Source organism: Marivivens sp. ABH4_498 (genome assembly GCF_056160585.1).
In genome coordinates, this window is sequence record NZ_JBSWXL010000003.1 from 437,025 (window position 1) to 454,983 (window position 17,959).

Below are 17,959 nucleotides of genomic sequence, written 5' to 3' on the forward strand. Positions count from 1 at the left end.
GCTTTGTTTTATGAATGTTTATTTCAGAATGATTTATCGGGGCGGGCGGCCGTATATTCGGCCTATCCGATAGGGTGGTGCACAATATCAAAGCGTCAAGGTTCCGAATCTGTCGCCGGATCAAACTATGGAAATCCCGCAATTTGATCAAAATGCCTTGACCCTGTTTCGGGCGGTTCATATGGTCCGAATTGAACCGCACCTGACACGGCGGAATTTCCATTTTTCAGGCGACCATACGTCCGGAGGCCGACATGACCCTAATCAGCACTCAAACCCCAACAGCCGAATTGCAAGCGCTGGATAGCGCGCACCACATGCACCCATTCACCCAAGGCGCGGGCCTTGCGGAAAAAGGCGCGCGCGTGATCACCCGCGCCGAAGGCGTCTGGCTGACCGACAGCGAAGGCCACCGTATTCTGGACGCAATGGCGGGTCTGTGGTGTGTGAACATCGGCTATGGTCACGACAGTCTGGCCGAGGTCGCAGCCCAGCAGATGAAAGAGCTGCCCTACTATAACACGTTCTTTCAAACGACCCACGTGCCGGTCATCCAACTGGCGAACAAACTGGCCGAAATCGCGCCGGGTGATTTGAACCACGTGTTCTTTGCAAACTCTGGGTCCGAAGCGAACGACACAAACCTGCGCATGGTCCGCGCCTATTGGCATGCCAAGGGCGAACCAGATCGTCAGGTCGTGATTAGCCGCAAAAACGCCTATCACGGATCGACCATGGCAGGCATGAGCCTAGGCGGCATGGCTGGCATGCATTCGCAGGGCGGTATCATTCAGGGCATTCACCACATCAACCAGCCGAACTACTGGTTGGAAGGTGGCGATATGACCCCAGAAGAATTTGGTCTGGCCCGCGCCCGCGAATTGGAAGACGCCATTCTGGAAATCGGCCCCGAAAAGGTTGCCGCGTTCATCGGTGAACCCGTTCAGGGCGCAGGCGGCGTGATCGTTGCACCAGACACCTATTGGCCCGAAGTGCAGCGCATTATCGACAAATATGGCATCCTGTTCATCTCGGACGAGGTAATCTGCGGGTTTGGCCGTACCGGTAACTGGTTTGGTTTCGAACATTACGGCACCAAACCTGACATCATCACCACGGCCAAAGGTCTGTCTTCGGGCTACATCCCGATCGCGGCTTCGATCGTGTCGGACAAGGTCGCAAGCGTGATCGATACCGTCGAATTCAACCACGGCTACACCTATTCGGGTCACCCTGTGGCGGCGGCTGTGGCGTTGGAAAACCTGCGCATCATGGAAGACATGAATCTGGTCGATTACGTGAAAAACGACATCGCACCATATCTGGCGGAACAGTGGCACGCGCTGGGCGATCACCCGATGGTGGGCGACACGAAAATCGTTGGCATGATGGCGTCTCTGGCGCTGACCCCGAACAAAGACACTCGCGCAGTGTTCAAATCGCCTGCTGGCACCATCGGTTACATGACCCGCGAATGCTGTTTCGGGAATGACCTGATCATGCGTCACGTGGGCGACCGTATGGTCGTATCGCCGCCGCTGGTTATTACCCGCGACGAAGTCGACGAACTGATCAAACGCGCCCGTAAATCGCTGGATCAAGCGTACGAAAAAATCAAAGCCGCCGGATTGTTCGAGGCCGCTTAATGGACGTACTGACTGCCAATGACCGGCCGGGTGAATACCCGGCCAGTTACTATGCCGCGACCTCGGAACAGCTGGCGCCGTTTCCATCCGCTCAGGGCGACCTGACGGCGGATGTTTGCGTGATCGGGGCAGGGTTCATGGGGCTGTCCACGGCGCTGCATCTGGCCAAACGCGGGTATCAGGTGACGGTGGTCGAGGCGCAGCGCATCGGCTTTGGCGCATCGGGCCGCAATGGCGGTCAGGTTTCGGGCGGTCAGCGTATCCATCAGGACGAATTAGAAAAACTGGTGGGCCGCGAAATGGCCCGTCAGCTGTGGGACATCAGTCAGGAATCCGTGCGCGTTTTGCGGGATCTGGATGCCGAATATGACTGCGGCGCAGGCTGGGTTGATGGCGTGATCGAAGCCGACCACCGCGCCCGTTTCGTCGCCGATACCCACGCCTATGTTGACAAAATCAACACCGAATACGGGTACGACAAACTGCGGAAATTGGACCGCGATGAACTGTATGACCTATGCCGTTCGCCTGCTTATCACGGCGGCGCCATCGACATGGGTGGGGGGCACATCCACCCGCTGCGGTTCGCACTGGGCCTTGCGCGGGCCTGCGTTGATCTGGGCGTGACGTTCTATGAACAATCCCGCGTGTCCTACGTCGAAGAAGGCGATCCAGCTATCGTTCACACGGATTCCGCCAAAATCCACGCGAAATATGTGGTGATGGGCTGCAATGGCTATCTGGGCAAAATGCAGTCGCGCGTTGCGGCCCGGGTCATGCCGATCAACAATTTCATCATCGCGACCGAACCGCTGGACGATCCCGACGCGGTTCTGAAAAACAATCACTGCGTCGCAGACAGCAAATACGTCATCAACTATTTCCGCCTGTCGGAAGATAACCGGATGCTGTTCGGCGGCGGCGAAAGCTATGGGTATAAATTCCCTTCTGACATTGCCTCGACCGTGCGCAAACCGATGTCGCAGATATTCCCGCAACTGGCGGACGCGCGGATCGATTACGCGTGGGGCGGCACGTTGGGTATTACGATGAACCGTTTGCCGCATGTCGAACGGTTGTCGGGGAATGTGCTGTCTTTATCGGGCTTTAGCGGCCATGGCGTGGCGCTGGCCACCATGTCGGGCAAAGTCGCAGCGGCCGCCATCGCAGGTCAGGCTGAACAGTTTGACGTTATGGCAAAGGTGCCGTCGCCTCAGTTCCCAGGCGGGGCGTCTTTGCGCAAACCGTTGCTGGTGCTGGGTATGCTGTGGTTCGGCCTGATGGACAAACTGTGATCCGCGTAGCGATACAACGGCAGGTGAAAAAACCTAATCCTTGAGCGATAGGCGGATCTGGTTGAACCCTTGTTCGATATCCAGACGGATCGCCGTTGCGACGCCTGCTGCATCGCCATCCTTTAGCGCGGCAATGGCATCTGCGTGACGGTCGTCCAACGTGGCCGTGCCGAACCGTCCGCGCATCACGCGCAGCGATGGGCCCATGCGCAGCCACAGCGCGTCCGCCAAAGCCATCACCGTTTCGGCCTGCGAAATGGCGTACAAAGTGCGGTGGAAATGGTAGTTCTGGATCAGATAGGTCTGAATATCACCACGGTCGATGGCGCGGTTCAGATCGCTGTCGATCGCCTCTAGCGCTGCGATATCATCGGCGGTGGCTTTTTCAGCGGCCCATTGCGCCAGCTGCGGTTCCAAGGCCAACCGCGCAAAGGCGATTTGATCAATTTCTGTGCGGCTCAGGATCGGCAGACCAACGCGGCGGTTGCCTTTGAATTCCAGCGCGTGTTCGGATGTCAGGCGGCGGATTGCTTCGCGGACGGGGGTCATGCCGGCGTCCAGTTCCGCAACCAAACCTTGGATCGTAACCGCTTGGCCTGGTTCCATTTCCCCGCATAGGATCATATCACGCAGTCGGCGGTAAACGATCTGGTGAGCGGGTTCTTTGACCTGATCTTGTGTCACGCGGGGCGGCTCCTGTTGGGTGTCGGCTAATCTTGCCCGACAACCGCACAATGATCAAATTGATTATCACTCTATCCCGTCGGCGCCGTATTTCAGGATAACCGGGACGACCAATTCTTCTTCGTCGACCAAATGTCGGTCCAGATCGCGGGTAACAACGGCCAATTCTTTGTGCAAAGCACCCGCGCCGTCGATCAGTTTTGGCCCCTCAAGCGTTTTCAGCGCAAGGTTCGCCGCGTCGACAAAGCTGGCAAGGATCGGATCGATTTCGTGGTGGTCTTTGTCCAGAATGTCAAATCCCCGCACCAAACGCGCGTCTTTTTGCACGAGGATCGGAAAATAGTGCATGTCTTCGATTTGGTGGTGGCCGTGTAGTTGCTGAACGAATGTCGATCCATATTGCGAAATCGCAGCGGCGAAACGGTTGGGGTCACCTTTGTCCAACACGTCTTCGGTGGCTGTGGTCATGGCCGATAGCAGGCGGCGGAACATGATGTGCCGATCCAGCCAGAAACTGACCAACCCGTGAAAACTCGGGTCTGTCGCCCACATATCGCGCGGATATTCGTGGTACAAAACACGCAACGCATCGGGCAGGGCATCCCGTGATTTCAGATCGAGTTTGTCCATCAATAATCCCTTTCGAAAAAGACACCGATCGATGTTTCGCCGTCCGATCCAAACCCGCCCTTTGCGGTGATGTCGCTGGTGATATCTAGGTTCAGGTTAACCTCGGTTTCGCCAGCGGCGTTGACGGTGACATCGGTGTAAACATTGTCGCTGATGTATTTGCCGGCGCTGACGGCCGCGTTGCCATCGGCGTCTGTGGTCACATCCAAATCATCCAATCCTGCGCCTTCGCGGATCGCGCCAACGACACCATCGCCGCCACGGCCAGCCAACGTATTCACGGCATTCGCCAATTGCAGCGCCTGAAATGCGCTGATCGACGATAGGTCGCGGCCAAAGATTAGTTGCGATAGCACTTCGTCTTGGGGCAGTTCGGGGCTGCTTTCGAAACTGACTTCGGGGGCGCTGGCTGGGCCTTCGATCACGACGCTGACGGTGGTGTCGGTTGCCGTCTGGGTCGTCGCAACGAACCGCAGTACGGGCACAAAATCGCCCTGCATGCGCACGTTGCCTTCGGTCAGGTTGAACCGTTGTTGCAAAATGTCCAATCGGCCGCGGATCAGGCTGAACTGGCCCGCGGGGATAACCTGATCGCTGGTGCCTGACAGGGTTAACTGACCGCCCAATTCCGCGTCCAAACCACGTCCGCGCACGAAAATCTGGCTAGGGGCATTGATGACGATGTTCAATGGATAGGCCGCGCCACCAGAGCCTCCTGTCGATGCCTCTTGGCCTGTCGCTGTCAGGCCCGCGCGGTCCAGAGTTTGGCGGACAGCAGCGGTTGCGCCGACATGCGTGACATCAGGCAAATCGCCCAATGATCCCACGGTCGAAGACGGCACCTGAACTTCGGTTTCGTCTAGATTGATTGCGCCAGTGATCGCTGCGCCGCCAGCCAATGGGCCATTGACGGCGATCGTCCCTGTGGCTTTGGTTTCGTATAGGGTCGGATCGCGCAGGACCAGATTGCGCAGATCGACGGTTAGGTCCGCAGGATAAGCGCCAGTCATGCCGATGGTGCCGCGCGCTTCTAGCCTGCCGCCGTTTGATGAACGTCCGGTCAGGTCTAGGCGGACAGCTTCGCCCGACAGGTTCGCAGTGCCAGCGACATTGGTCAGCGATTGCCCCAATGTTGGGGCGGATAGTTCGCCTTCGGAAATGGTGATTGTGCCGGCCAGCGATGACAGCTCTGCAGGGCCATTGATCGATAAATTGAACCCTGCGGTGCCTGTCAAACGACGCGGTTCCAGCGCTCCGTTCAGTAACGCCAAAGGCAATGACCCGCGTGCGGTTAGGGCCAAATCCGATCCGTTGATTTGCCCCGAAACATCCGCATTCGTGCCACCAGGTCCCGTGAGCGCGGTGTCGATGATCCAGCGGCTGGACGATACCATTTCTGCCGTGCCTGATGCCGTGGCCGCGCCTGAAAAATCTGGTGTGAATAGGCCGATATCGGCAAGCCGCGCATTGTAGTTTGCGCTGCCCGTTTCGCCGTTGGTCGACAAGCTGCCTGTCGCGGTCACGTTCGGAAACGCCACGTTCAGATTTGTAAGGTCAATTTGGCTGCCGTCGCGGGCGACCTGTGCCGATACCGACCCCGATCCGCTAAGTAATGTATCAACCGCGTCCGTCCCGATTGATGCATTGCGCGTGTTCGCAGTGATCTGTGCCGATAGGGCGGTGAAATCAGACGATGCGGTGCCTTCGGCAGTCACGTCAGCCGCGCCGTTTAGGTCCAGCCCTGTGATCTGCGCGAATTGGGATAAATCCGACATGTCGGCGGTGATCGCAAAAGGCCCTGTGCCCGTTGCGGGCAGGTCCAGCTGCGCGGTGATAGTATCGCCGTTCAGCGTGACATCGGCAGTTGCTGTGATCGCGCCTTCGGTTGTGCGTGCGCCATTTGCGAAGGCGGTAATCGTGCCGGTCGCGCCAGGCACCAAATTGGCTGCTGCTGTGCTGAATGTAGCGTCGCCTGTGACGCCTTCGGTCGTCAATTCGGCATTGGCAGCCAGATCCGTGTCGGGCGTTGTGACAGCCAGATTTTCGATCCGCGTGCTTTGGGTGTCGCGGATGAAACGAGCGGCGATGTTGCCTTGACCCGTTAGCATATTATCCAGCTGTTCAAGGCCAATCGTCAGGTCATTGGTTTCGCCCGAAATCGTCAGATCAGCTGCCGACGTCAGCGGCCGTATATCGCCCGTCACCGAAACAGAGGCATCCCCGCCAAGGTCAGGCATTTCGGCCAAAGTGGCAAAGCGTGACAAACCTGATACTGCGATTTGCGAGTCCGTGGTGATAACAGGGTTTTCGCCAAAGGCTGCAACCGCCGAAATGTCGGCGTCGATGCCTGCGCCGTTCAGGGTCAGGCGTTCGATGGTCAATGGGCCTTCGGGTTCGTAGTTCAGGATCAATTCGCCGGATGCTGTTGATCCAACGGCCTGCGACATGGCGCTGTCATCGAATGAAATGCTGTTCGCGGCATAGTCTATGTCTGCCGTGATTTGACCCGTTTGAACAATCGTACCGCCACCCGTCAGGATGATTTCTGGAATGGTGATCCCATCGCGTTCAAAATCCGATGCGATAATGTCGGCGGTCCATTCGTCGCCCTGTTCTGCATCGAACCCAATGTTGATCGATGCTGACGACAGATAGGTTTTGTCGCCGCTGATCGGCAGTAGCAGGGGCAGATCGTCGTCACGCCCCAATTGCCCCACCAGCGCAAACTGATCAGGCAATCCCGATGCACCAATTTCAGCCGAGCCGACCAGTTGCATGGATTGTGTGTTCAGCGTCAATGTCGATAGGTCAAACCCACCATCGTCAGTCTGTCCAGCGGCACGCAACGATACCTCTGGACCAAAGAAATCGCGGTATTCTGGCAAGAACAGCGCGGTCACGTCGCCGTTCAGATCAACATCAAAGCTGCGCGTGGATGCAGCGGTTTCGTCGGTTGTTGTGATCAGGGTGACATCGCCGGTCAGGCGGCGTTCACCGTTGGTGTCCAACGCGATATTGGCGGCAAAGTCAGTGATGGGCGCATCGCCCGTGATCGACAAATCGACCGATGGCAGATCAGGCAAATCCAGCAGACGTGCGGCGATGCCTTCTGCGCCTTCGGACAGGGTCAGGTTTAGGGCCAAGTTGCGGGTTTCGTTGGAAAACCCGCCTTCGAATACCATAACACCAACTGCTCCATCGACGCGCGACGCGGTCAGCGCGGCTGATCCTTCGCCGTTGGCTAGGGCTGCGTTGCCTTCGACGTTCAGCGATACCGCTTCGCCCAAAATTGGCGCGCCTAGGGTTAGGGTGTCGATCAACAGGCGGTCGACGTTTACGGATACGGGCAGGTCGGGCAGGGCGAACGGCGCGTCGCTGGCCGTGGCAGAGACATCGGTCGGTTCGGTTTCTGATACAGGGGCGCGATCCACGGTGATCGCATCCGCCGTTAGGTCCGCAATTTCAATGCGTCCCGTCAATAGGGCTGATCGGTCCCAATCCAGAACCAACCCTTCGGCAGTGAGCCAGATCCCCTGATCGTCGGCAATGGTCAGGCGTTCAATCTCGGCCTTGCTGCTAAGAGCGCCGGAAAACCCATAGATGGAAATCTGACGACCCGCGCCTGATAGGTTGTCCTGCAAAAAGGATGCGATCAGGCCGCGATCTGTTTCTTCGTCTTGGGCGGGGGCGATGGTCGGCAAAAGGCAGACCAGAATAATAGGAACATAACGCATTAGAAAGCCTGCCCAATACCAACATAAACAGAAACGGATTTGCCTGCATTATCGCCCGATGCAGCCGTTGCAAGGTCCAGACGAATAGGGCCGATCCCTGTGTAATACCGCAGGCCAACGCCCGCGCCCGATTGCCAGTCGCCGTCTTCGAACGGGATTTCGGTTTCGCCAACAAATCCAGCATCATAAAAACCGACAACGCCAATTGTGTCCGTAATATCGACGCGGGTTTCCAGTGACACCGCCGCAAAGCTAAGCCCGCCGGTGGTTACCCCGTTTTGCGTGACGCCCAGCGATTTATATCCTTCGCCGCGGACGCTATCGCCGCCCCCTGAATAAAACAGATAATCGGGTGGAGCATTGTCTGCGTTTACGCCCAATACGGACCCCAATTGCCCGCGCAGGGCAAAGGTGACGTTTTGTTGTTCGCCAACCGATCGGTAGATGCGTCCGTCAAAATAGGCGCGTCCACCTGACCCGACATCTCCGTTCCCCAAAAATGGGGTCAGTTCCAGCGTCGAAAATTGCCCCGATTTCGGGTTCAGCGTGTCGTCGCGGCGGTCGATTGTCCCTGTCATTGGAAAGGTCAGCATATTGTAGTGACGGATGCCGGATGCGTCTTCGGATCGGGCGGTCACGAAACCGATGCCCACGCTGTAATCGGTGTCATTTTCCAACAAACGGGTAACGGTCACATCGCCTGAAAATTGGTCGATCAGATAATTGGGTTCGTCTTCGTGGCTTAGGGCCAAGGATGCGGTCAATTCTGTATCAATAGCAAAGGGACGGGGCACAGACAGCGACACACCAGTTGAATAGTCAATGCCGCCCGTTTCGCCCGCGATGCCAGATACTTCGCCTTCGACGCGGAAACGCTGTGCGCCGCCCAGAAAATTGCGGTGCATCCAAAAGCCCGACACGGTCAGCCCGTCCACGGTGGATAGGTCTAGGCCAAAACCGACACGGCGCGGCGCGGCTTCGGCGACTTCGATTTCGACAGGCAATTGCCCGTCAATTACGGTGTCCCCTTCGACCATCGCGACCGAAGAAAAAGCCCCCGTTCGGCGCAGGCGTTCGGCGACCTGATCCAATGTTTGCGGCGCATATTCAGCGCCTTCGGGGTAGCCGATAATGCGGCGGATCGCCCGTTCGCGCACAGCATCGTTCCCGCTGACGGTAAGAGGTCCGAAGACAGCGTTGGGTCCGGGATCGATGCCAATGGTGGCATTGATGATCCGATCTGAATGGCGGGCGGTAATCTGTTGCGCGCTGACGGCCGCAACCGGGTGGCCAGCATCACGCCAGCCGGAAATGGCCGCAGATGCCGCATCACCAATCGCGCCTGATCGGGCACGTTCACCAGATGCAAAGGTGGTCGGTAATTCGGTTCCATCCGTGGTGGGCGCAATCTCAGTGGTTCCAAATCGAAACGCGGGGCCTGTCGTGATGTTAAAGCGGACTTTTTCAATCGTGTCGGGGGCGTCCAAAGGCGCGACGTTCGACGCCTCTTGCCCGTCGATCAGGATTGAAACCGTGCCAGCGTAATAACCTTCGGAATAAAGTCCCGTCAGGATACGGCGGTAATCGGCACGCGCGGCGGCGATGATGTCTTGGGTGCTTGCGTCTTCTTCGTTGTCGATGATTGTTGCAACCAGTGACGCGCTACGCAGCACGTCTTTGATATCTGCGCCATCGACTTTGATGGACAAATTTTGCGCCATGGCTGGCACGGCAAGGCCGATCAAAGCTGCGCCGGTTGCCAAGGGTAGTTTAAAATTCACGTCTTTTCCGCCTTTGATGCAGCCCGTTTGTCGGACGCTTTGTTCGGGGTGTATATGATGTATACCGTATTCAAAATGATTGTTTCAGACTGTGGCCCGAACATCCAAAGGTTCAAGTCCGTCTATGGTTTATTCGGCGATATTTTGCGCGGGTTGTTTCAGGTTCGTGATCGGACAGCTTGCCTTTGGGGATCGCAAAAAGGTATCTGATCCAGATGATGAAAACAGCCCGTCGCAAATCAATCGGATCGCAGCGCAACCCTGAAACCCGCACCGCGGTTCTGCAGGCCGCACGCGATATCATGGCAAATGGCGGAATTGCTAAATTTTCCATCGAAGCCGTCGCGCGGCAGGCCCGCGCGGGCAAACCTACCATCTATAAATGGTGGAAAGGCAAGGCAGGGTTACTGCTGGATCTGCACCAGTCCACCGCGCCCGAGGTCGAGGTCCCGAACGCAGGGTCCCTGCGCGAAGATATTGCCGGTTTTCTGGTGAACTTGATCGATCATTGGCACAGCGATGACGCGGGCGATATTTTTCGCGCCGTGATCGCCGAAGCGCAGGTCGATCAAAAATCCCGAACAGCGTTTGGTGATTACATCGCAGAGCGCCGCGCGGCACTGGCAGCGATGGTCGACGCGGCGGTTTCGCGCGGCGAAATCAGCGGTGGCGCGGATATCGACGTTTTATGTGACATCCTGTCGGGACTGGCTTTGCAGCGGTTGTTGTCTGGCCGTGACCTGTCGGTCAAAGAGGCGGGCGCGATTGCCGATGTGGTGATCGACGGGATCGTGGGTCAGTCGAACGGCGCGTCTTTGTAACCGACGCCAGCCAGATAGAGGCCTTCGGGTGGGCAAACGGGGCCGCAGGCCGATCGGTCGCAGGCATCCAGCGCCGCTGTCACATCGTCGGGCGTCCAAGCGCCAGCGCCAACCCGTTCCAACGTGCCCACAAAAGACCGCACCTGATTGTGCAGGAACGATCGCGCGCGAACGTGGAAATGGAATTCCTGCCCGTTAGGGCGTTCGATTTCCACCACGCGCAATTCGTCCAGCGTTTTCACGGGGCTTTCGGCCTGACAGATCGACGAACGGAACGTCGTGAAATCGTGTAGGCCTAGCAGGCGGTCAGCCCCTGCCTGCATCGCGGCGCCGTCCAGACGGTGTTTGACCTGCCACACCAGCCCGGCATCATGCGCCAGCGGCGCGCGGCGGGTCACCAGACGGAACAGATACCGCCGTTCGTGTGCCGAAAACCGTGCATGCCAATCGTCGGCAACCTTTGCGGCCTGAACAATCGCGACGGGTTGCGGTTTCAGGTGATAGTTCAATGCCTCGGACAGGCGGAAAGGGTCCCAGTCGCGTTCCATGTCGCAGTGGGCCACCTGATGCGTTGCATGCACGCCCGCATCCGTGCGCCCAGCCGCTGCGATGGTGTGATCGCGCGGTTCCAGTTTCGCCAAAGCGGATTCAATCGCGCCCTGAACGGAGGGTTGATCGGCCTGTCTTTGCCATCCGGCAAAGGGGGCTCCGTGGTATTCGACCTGAAGTGCATAGCGTGGCATGGCGTTCCGATATGACGGTGCGGGGCGAAAATCAATCCGTGGTCTACACATGCGCCCGCCTAACACCTATTTAAAGGACGAAGATTTAGGAGATTGATTTGCGTCTTTCTGATTTGGCGGATGGTTTGGTCCGCAGTGTCGAAACCGTGGCCGATACTGTCACATCGCCGTTTTCGGACCCTGTTATTCGGTTGGGCGTCACGGGGCTAAGCCGTGCGGGCAAGACGGTGTTCATTACGTCTTTGGTGGCCAATTTGATGGATCGCGGGCGCATGCCGCAGTTTTTGCCAGCCGCAAACGGCGCGATCCGCACGGCGTATTTGCAGCCGCAGCCTGACGACACGATCCCCCGTTTTCCGTTCGAAGATCACCTGTCCAAACTGACATCCCCAAAGCCCGTTTGGCCCGAAGGCACGCGGAACGTGTCCGAACTGCGCCTGTCGTTGCGGGTGCAGCCGACAGGGATGATCGCGGGCCTTACAGGGCCGCGCACGGTGCATATTGATATCGTCGACTATCCCGGTGAATGGCTACTGGATTTGGGGCTGTTGGATAAATCCTATCGTCAGTGGGCGGATGAAACGCTGGCGCGGATGCAAGGGCGCGAACAAGCGGTAGATGCATTGGCGGCGTTGAATGGCGCCGATGGGGCTGCTGCGCTAGATGAACCCAGCGCGGGGCAATTGGCGGGCGTTTTTACTGACTATCTGAACGCTGCGCGGGATGCGGGGTATTCTGACCTGTCTCCGGGGCGATTTTTGCTGCCCGGTGATCTAAAGGGATCGCCTGTATTGACCTTTGCGCCTTTGCCAGCGGGTGACAAACCGCGCGGATCATTGGCGCGGGAATTCGAACGCCGGTTCGAAGCCTACAAACGTCAGGTCGTAAAGCCGTTTTTCCAGAACCATTTTGCTAAAATCGACCGCCAGATCGTTTTGATCGACGTGCTGGGCGCGATCCATCACGGCCCCAAAGCGGTCGAAGATTTGCGCACCGCTATGGCCGATATTCTGGCAGCGTTTCGTCCGGGGCGGAATGCGTGGCTGACCCGCCTGCTGGGCGGGCGGCGCGTGGACAAAATCCTGTTCGCCGCGACCAAGGCTGATCACCTGCATCACCACCAGCACCCGAAACTGACGAATATCACCCGCGCTTTGGTCCGCGACGCGATTGACCGCGCGGATTTTGCGGGTGCGCAGACGGATGCGATGTCCATCGCCGCCTTGCGCACCACGACCGAAGATACAGTTGCCCATGACGGCGCATCGCTGGATGTCGTCCGCGGAACGTTGATCGATGGGCGGCAAGCGGCGTTTTATCCTGGGGCGCTGCCTGATGACCCTGCGGTGTTGTTATCGCCCGCGCGTGATGGCGCGGAAAAATGGTTGGATCAGGATTATTCGGTGATGAATTTCGCCCCCGCGCCGCTGACCCGCAGGGCAGGGGATGGGCCGCCGCATATCCGCATTGACCGCGCCGCGCAGTTTTTATTGGGGGATCGCCTATGACCAAAGGCCCCGTTCTGATCGATCTGGATCAGCCCGCTCCGAACCCGTCTGATGCCCCGATGATCGAGGATCAACCGATTGACCAACCCGTTGCGATGCAGCAGCTGGCGGCATTGTCACAGCGCAAACCATCGCGCATTGCGAAATGGTTCTGGTCGATCCTGACGGCGACGGTCGGCTTTGTCGTGTCGCTGGCCGCATGGGATTACGTGAACGCGTTGATCGATCGTTCGCCGATTTTGGGCGGGATCATCACGGCGCTGTTTGCCGCGATGGTGTTTGTTTTGGCCATCGTTGCGCTGCGCGAATTGGCGGCGTTCGGGCGGATGCGCAAGGTCGATCACATCCACAAAATGGCGCAAGAGGCGACCGCGAATAATGATCTTAAATCCGCGCGCAAGGTCGTGGATCAGCTGCAATCACTATACGCGCGCCGCGATGATCTGGAATGGGGGCGCAGCCGCCTGAAGGAAGAGGAAAAGGACGTGTTTGACGCTGATGGGCTACTGGGGCTGGCCGAAACGACCCTGCTGGCCCCGCTGGACGTACGCGCCCAAAAAGAAATCGAGGCGGCAAGCCGTCAGGTCGCCACCGTCACGGCGATCGTGCCGCTGGCCTTGGCTGATTTGTTTACGGCGCTTGCGTCTAACCTGCGGATGATCCGACGCATCGCTGAAATCTACGGCGGTCGGTCGGGCACGCTGGGCAGTTGGCGTTTGGTGCGCAGCGTTCTGGCGCATTTGGTGGCGACGGGGGCCGTGGCCGTGGGCGACGATCTGATCGGGTCGGTCGCGGGCGGCAGCGCATTGTCTAAAGTGTCCCGACGTTTCGGCGAAGGCGTGATCAACGGCGCGCTAACCGCCCGCGTCGGCGTTGCCGCGCTTGAGGTGTGCCGCCCATTGCCGTTCAAAACCCAAACCAAACCCAGCGTCACAGGCATTGTGCGCCGCGCTTTGACCGGATTGTTCGGCGGCGCGAAAGGTTAATCCACAGCTTTTTCATCTAGGCCGTTCGCGGCGGCCTAGACTCGGACCCTGCGAAAGCCGATATTACCGCCATGAGTCTGCCCCCTGGATTTTTAGATGAACTACGTACCCGCCTGTCATTGTCGCAGGTTGTCGGGCGCAAGGTCATGTGGGACACCCGCAAATCCAATCAGGGCAAAGGCGACATGTGGGCGCCGTGCCCGTTCCATCAGGAAAAAAGCGCATCATTCCACGTCGATGATCGCAAAGGGTATTACTACTGCTTTGGCTGTCACGCCAAAGGGGATGCCATTTCATTCGTGCGCGAAACCGAAAACGTCAGTTTCATGGAAGCGGTCGAAATCCTAGCGGGCGAGGCTGGTATGCCTATGCCCAAACGCGATCCGCGTGCGCAGGAAAAAACCGACCACCGCGCCCAATTGTCCGAAGTCATGGAAGAGGCGGTGAAATTCTACCGCCTGCAATTGCGCACGGGGCTGGCGGCGGATGCACGCGCCTATCTGGCGAAACGGGGCCTGTCCGAAGATGCGCAAAATCGCTGGGAAATCGGGTTCGCACCTGCGGGATGGCAGAACCTATACGACGCGCTGAAGGCGAAGGGCATTGATGACAAACTGATCATCGGTGCGGGTCTGGCCAAACCGTCGGACAAAGGCAAACGCCCCTATGATGTGTTCCGCCATCGGATCATGTTCCCGATCCGCGATGCCCGTGGCCGCGCGATAGCGTTCGGTGGCCGCGCGATGGACCCCAATGACAACGCCAAATATCTGAACAGCCCCGAAACTGCGCTGTTTGATAAGGGCCGCAATCTATACAACCACAAAGCCGCCCGCGAAGCTGCAGGTAAAGGTCAGCCTCTGATCGTGGCCGAAGGCTACATGGACGTCATCGCCATGTCCGAGGCGGGGTTCGGCGCGACCGTTGCGCCGCTGGGCACCGCGATCACGGACAATCAGCTGCACCTGTTGTGGCGTATTTCGGACGAACCGATCATTGCGCTGGACGGTGATACCGCTGGTATCCGCGCGGCCATGCGGGTGATCGATCTGGCCCTGCCGTTGCTAGAGGCGCCGAAATCCGTCCGCTTTGCCATCATGCCCGAAGGCCAAGACCCTGACGATTTGATCCGCGCCAAAGGTGCGCAGGCTGTGCAGGACGTGTTGGACAAGGCGATGCCGATGGTCAAACTGCTGTGGCAGCGCGAAACCGAAGGCAAAGTGTTCGACAGCCCCGAACGCCGCGCTGCGCTGGATAAAATCCTGCGCGAAAAGATCAAAGTGATCCAAGACCCGTCGCTGCGCCATCACTACGGCCAAGCGATCAAAGAAATGCGTTATGAACTGTTCGGGCCGAAACGCAAATCGGGCGGGGCAGGGTTCCAACGTCGTCCGTGGACGCCGCGCGGGGCTGTGCCCGTTGCGCCCCTGATGACCACGAAATCGTCCGCCATCGGGTCGGGCCAGATGAACGACGACAAACTGCGCGAAGCGGTCATTCTGGCGATCCTGATTTCCAACCCGACCGAAGTTTTGGCGTTCGAACCCGATCTGGAACGGCTGAAATGCTGTGACCCGCTGCATTCCGATATCCGCGACGCGATCCTGCGCTACGTGGGCGAAGACGACTTGCGCGACCGCGTGGCCGAAGAAATTGGCCCCATGGCCCTTGAAACCTTTTTCGCGGATCGCCATTTCCCGTTAATCCCCGCAATCCGCCGCGCCGGTGACAGTGAATTGGCCTATAATTCACTGCGCGAAGAATTCGCCAAACTAGAGGCGCGCCGCGGGCATCAGGCCGAATTGGCCGAAGCATGGGAAGACTTTGAAACCTCAGAGGAGGAGGGGCTGACATGGCGTTTGGGCACATCTGCGATTGCCGCCGATCCAACCACCTCTAGATCTGTGGAAGATACATCCGAAATGGTCGTCGCCCAAAACGGGCTGGCGGTGAAAAAAGACGAAAGTGACAGTCTGCGAAAACTGGTTCAGGCCCTTAACGCGCAAAAAGTTGGGCAAAAAAATCAGGGCTCGTAACTGTTATCGATAAAAAACATAGCGTAGTGGTTGCGAATCGCGCCGCGAAACCGTTGATTCGTAAAAACGCGAATCGGTGATTCTAGCTAAAGCTTTGAGGAACATTGCATGGCCGCCAAAGATAACGACGACTCCAAGGTCGAAGACAAAGACGACGAAATGTCCATGGATGTCAGTCAGGCTGCCGTCAAACGGATGATTTCCGAGGCGCGCGAGCGTGGTTACATTACCTACGACCAGCTGAACGCTGTTCTGCCACCTGATCAGGTTTCGTCTGACCAGATCGAAGACGTTATGTCGATGCTGTCCGAAATGGGCATTCAGGTGACCGAGGATGAAGAATCCGAGGAAGTCGAAGAAAACAAAGGCGGCACCGATCTGGTGACCACCGGCGGCAACCGCGAAGTTGCGCTGTCCAGCGGCGACACCGAAAAACTGGACCGCACCGACGACCCAGTGCGCATGTACCTGCGCGAAATGGGCAGCGTCGAACTGCTGTCGCGCGAAGGCGAAATTGCGATCGCAAAACGCATCGAGGCCGGCCGCAACACCATGATCGCGGGCCTGTGCGAAAGCCCGCTGACATTCCAAGCGATCACCATTTGGCGCGACGAATTGCTGTCCGAAGACATTCTGCTGCGCGACGTGATCGACCTAGAGGCGACATTCGGCAACCAGATGGACGACGAAGACGACGTTCAGCCTGTTGTTGATACGTCGGCCGCTGCTGCGCCATCGGACAAACCGAAGGAACAGGAACTGGATGCCGACGGCAACCCGATCCGCACCGACGACGATGACGACGAAGACGAACAGGCAAACATGTCGCTGGCGGCGATGGAAACTGCGCTGAAACCGCAGGTTCTGGAAACGCTGGAAATCATCGCTCGCGATTTCTACACCCTGTCCGAAATGCAGGACGCCCGTATGTCGGCGACCCTGAACGAAGACGGATCGTTCTCGGATACGGACGAAGATACGTATCAGAAACTGCGTTCGGAAATCGTGGTTCTGGTGAATTCGCTTCACCTGCACAACAACCGTATCGAAGCGCTGATTGACCAGCTGTACGGCATCAATCGCCGCATCATGTCGATTGACTCGTCGATGGTGAAACTGGCTGACCAAGCCCGCATCAACCGCCGTGAATTCATCGACGCCTATCGCGGCGCCGAACTGGATCCGACCTGGATGGAACGCATGGGCGAAAAGTCCGGTCGTGGTTGGCAAATGTTCTGCGATAAATTCGCGGACAAAGTCGAAGAATTGCGCAACGACATGGCCCAAGTCGGTCAGTACGTCGGTGTGGACATCAGCGAATTCCGTCGCATCGTTCAGCAGGTTCAAAAGGGCGAAAAAGAAGCCCGCCAAGCCAAAAAAGAAATGGTCGAGGCAAACCTGCGTCTGGTTATCTCGATCGCGAAAAAATACACCAACCGTGGTCTGCAGTTCCTTGATCTTATTCAGGAAGGTAACATCGGCCTGATGAAGGCGGTGGATAAATTCGAATATCGCCGTGGTTACAAATTCTCGACCTACGCGACATGGTGGATCCGTCAGGCGATCACCCGTTCGATTGCTGACCAAGCGCGCACCATCCGTATTCCGGTTCACATGATCGAAACGATCAACAAACTGGTGCGTACGGGCCGTCAGATGCTGCACGAAATTGGCCGCGAACCAACCCCAGAGGAATTGGCAGAAAAGCTGCAAATGCCGCTGGAAAAAGTCCGCAAAGTCATGAAAATCGCGAAAGAGCCGATTTCGCTGGAAACCCCGATCGGCGACGAAGAAGATTCGCAGCTGGGCGATTTCATCGAAGACAAAAACGCGATCCTGCCGCTGGATTCCGCAATTCAGGAAAACCTGAAGGAAACCACGACCCGCGTTCTGGCATCGCTGACCCCACGCGAAGAACGCGTTCTGCGTATGCGTTTCGGCATCGGCATGAACACCGACCACACGCTAGAAGAGGTCGGTCAACAGTTCAGCGTGACCCGCGAACGTATCCGTCAGATCGAAGCGAAAGCGCTGCGGAAACTGAAACACCCAAGCCGCAGCCGCAAGCTGCGCAGTTTCTTGGATCAATAAAACG

At 57.9% G+C, this 17,959-nt stretch carries 12 protein-coding genes; 7 read left to right on the forward strand and 5 right to left on the reverse strand.

The genetic code is table 11. The annotated features are described in order from the left end of the window. Window positions 1-254 precede the first annotated feature (254 nt). Window positions 255-1,646, forward strand: a complete 1,392-nt coding sequence (locus ACXAGA_RS09540) for an aspartate aminotransferase family protein (protein WP_475117245.1) — start codon at window positions 255-257, stop codon at window positions 1,644-1,646. Continuing rightward, the gene (locus ACXAGA_RS09545; RefSeq protein WP_475117246.1) at window positions 1,646-2,941 is read left to right on the forward strand and encodes an NAD(P)/FAD-dependent oxidoreductase; all 1,296 of its coding nucleotides are present in this window, start codon (window positions 1,646-1,648) and stop codon (window positions 2,939-2,941) included. Before ACXAGA_RS09540 ends, ACXAGA_RS09545 begins: the two co-directional genes overlap by 1 nt. Window positions 2,942-2,974: 33 nt before the next feature. Here the strand turns inward: ACXAGA_RS09545 and ACXAGA_RS09550 are convergent, their stop codons facing one another. From ACXAGA_RS09550 to ACXAGA_RS09565, 4 genes are all read right to left on the reverse strand, one after another. Next, complete coding sequence (locus ACXAGA_RS09550) at window positions 2,975-3,625, reverse strand: GntR family transcriptional regulator (protein WP_475117247.1); 651 nt, start codon at window positions 3,623-3,625, stop codon at window positions 2,975-2,977. Between the two features lie 66 nt (window positions 3,626-3,691). Then, window positions 3,692-4,255 (reverse strand): hemerythrin domain-containing protein, encoded by a 564-nt coding sequence (locus ACXAGA_RS09555; RefSeq protein WP_475117248.1) that lies wholly within the window; start codon window positions 4,253-4,255, stop codon window positions 3,692-3,694. Then, entirely contained in the window at window positions 4,255-7,989 is a 3,735-nt protein-coding gene (locus tag ACXAGA_RS09560) for a translocation/assembly module TamB domain-containing protein (protein ID WP_475117249.1), read from the reverse strand. Before ACXAGA_RS09560 ends, ACXAGA_RS09555 begins: the two co-directional genes overlap by 1 nt. Further along, window positions 7,989-9,770, reverse strand: coding sequence for an autotransporter assembly complex protein TamA (locus tag ACXAGA_RS09565; protein ID WP_475117250.1), 1,782 nt, complete (start codon window positions 9,768-9,770; stop codon window positions 7,989-7,991). The genes ACXAGA_RS09560 and ACXAGA_RS09565 overlap by 1 nt, the downstream gene beginning before the upstream one ends. Before the next feature lie 215 nt (window positions 9,771-9,985). On the opposite strand from ACXAGA_RS09565, the gene ACXAGA_RS09570 reads away from it, so the two are divergent. Further along, window positions 9,986-10,591 carry a TetR/AcrR family transcriptional regulator gene (locus tag ACXAGA_RS09570; RefSeq protein WP_475117251.1) on the forward strand — a complete coding sequence of 202 codons (606 nt, stop codon included), beginning with the start codon at window positions 9,986-9,988 and terminating at the stop codon, window positions 10,589-10,591. Here the strand turns inward: ACXAGA_RS09570 and truA are convergent. Continuing rightward, entirely contained in the window at window positions 10,567-11,334 is a 768-nt protein-coding gene (gene truA, locus ACXAGA_RS09575; RefSeq protein WP_475117252.1) for a tRNA pseudouridine(38-40) synthase TruA, read from the reverse strand. The two genes, ACXAGA_RS09570 and truA, sit on opposite strands and share 25 nt — an antisense overlap. Window positions 11,335-11,432: 98 nt before the next feature. Here truA and ACXAGA_RS09580 point away from each other — a divergent pair, with 98 nt between their 5' ends. The 4 genes from ACXAGA_RS09580 to rpoD all read left to right on the forward strand — a co-directional run bounded on the left by ACXAGA_RS09580 (window position 11,433) and on the right by rpoD (window position 17,955). Then, window positions 11,433-12,842, forward strand: a complete 1,410-nt coding sequence (locus ACXAGA_RS09580) for a YcjX family GTP-binding protein (protein WP_475117253.1) — start codon at window positions 11,433-11,435, stop codon at window positions 12,840-12,842. Further along, window positions 12,839-13,828 carry a YcjF family protein gene (locus ACXAGA_RS09585; RefSeq protein ID WP_475117254.1) on the forward strand — a complete coding sequence of 330 codons (990 nt, stop codon included), beginning with the start codon at window positions 12,839-12,841 and terminating at the stop codon, window positions 13,826-13,828. The genes ACXAGA_RS09580 and ACXAGA_RS09585 overlap by 4 nt, the downstream gene beginning before the upstream one ends. Before the next feature lie 71 nt (window positions 13,829-13,899). Then, complete coding sequence (dnaG, locus tag ACXAGA_RS09590; RefSeq protein ID WP_475117255.1) at window positions 13,900-15,864, forward strand: DNA primase; 1,965 nt, start codon at window positions 13,900-13,902, stop codon at window positions 15,862-15,864. Window positions 15,865-15,972: 108 nt separating this feature from the next. Beyond that, a complete protein-coding gene (gene rpoD / locus ACXAGA_RS09595) occupies window positions 15,973-17,955 on the forward strand; it encodes an RNA polymerase sigma factor RpoD (protein ID WP_475117256.1) in 1,983 nt (660 codons plus the stop codon). Window positions 17,956-17,959 lie beyond the last annotated feature (4 nt).

Excerpts from the sequence above, each read along its gene's own strand:
- ACXAGA_RS09540 (WP_475117245.1), top strand. The coding sequence starts at position 255 with ATGACCCTAATCAGCACTCAAACCCCAACAGCCGAATTGCAAGCGCTG.
- ACXAGA_RS09545 (WP_475117246.1), top strand. The coding sequence starts at position 1,646 with ATGGACGTACTGACTGCCAATGACCGGCCGGGTGAATACCCGGCCAGT.
- ACXAGA_RS09555 (WP_475117248.1), bottom strand. The coding sequence starts at position 4,255 with ATGGACAAACTCGATCTGAAATCACGGGATGCCCTGCCCGATGCGTTG.
- ACXAGA_RS09560 (WP_475117249.1), bottom strand. The coding sequence starts at position 7,989 with ATGCGTTATGTTCCTATTATTCTGGTCTGCCTTTTGCCGACCATCGCC.
- ACXAGA_RS09570 (WP_475117251.1), top strand. The coding sequence starts at position 9,986 with ATGATGAAAACAGCCCGTCGCAAATCAATCGGATCGCAGCGCAACCCT.
- truA (WP_475117252.1), bottom strand. The coding sequence starts at position 11,334 with ATGCCACGCTATGCACTTCAGGTCGAATACCACGGAGCCCCCTTTGCC.
- ACXAGA_RS09585 (WP_475117254.1), top strand. The coding sequence starts at position 12,839 with ATGACCAAAGGCCCCGTTCTGATCGATCTGGATCAGCCCGCTCCGAAC.
- dnaG (WP_475117255.1), top strand. The coding sequence starts at position 13,900 with ATGAGTCTGCCCCCTGGATTTTTAGATGAACTACGTACCCGCCTGTCA.
- rpoD (WP_475117256.1), top strand. The coding sequence starts at position 15,973 with ATGGCCGCCAAAGATAACGACGACTCCAAGGTCGAAGACAAAGACGAC.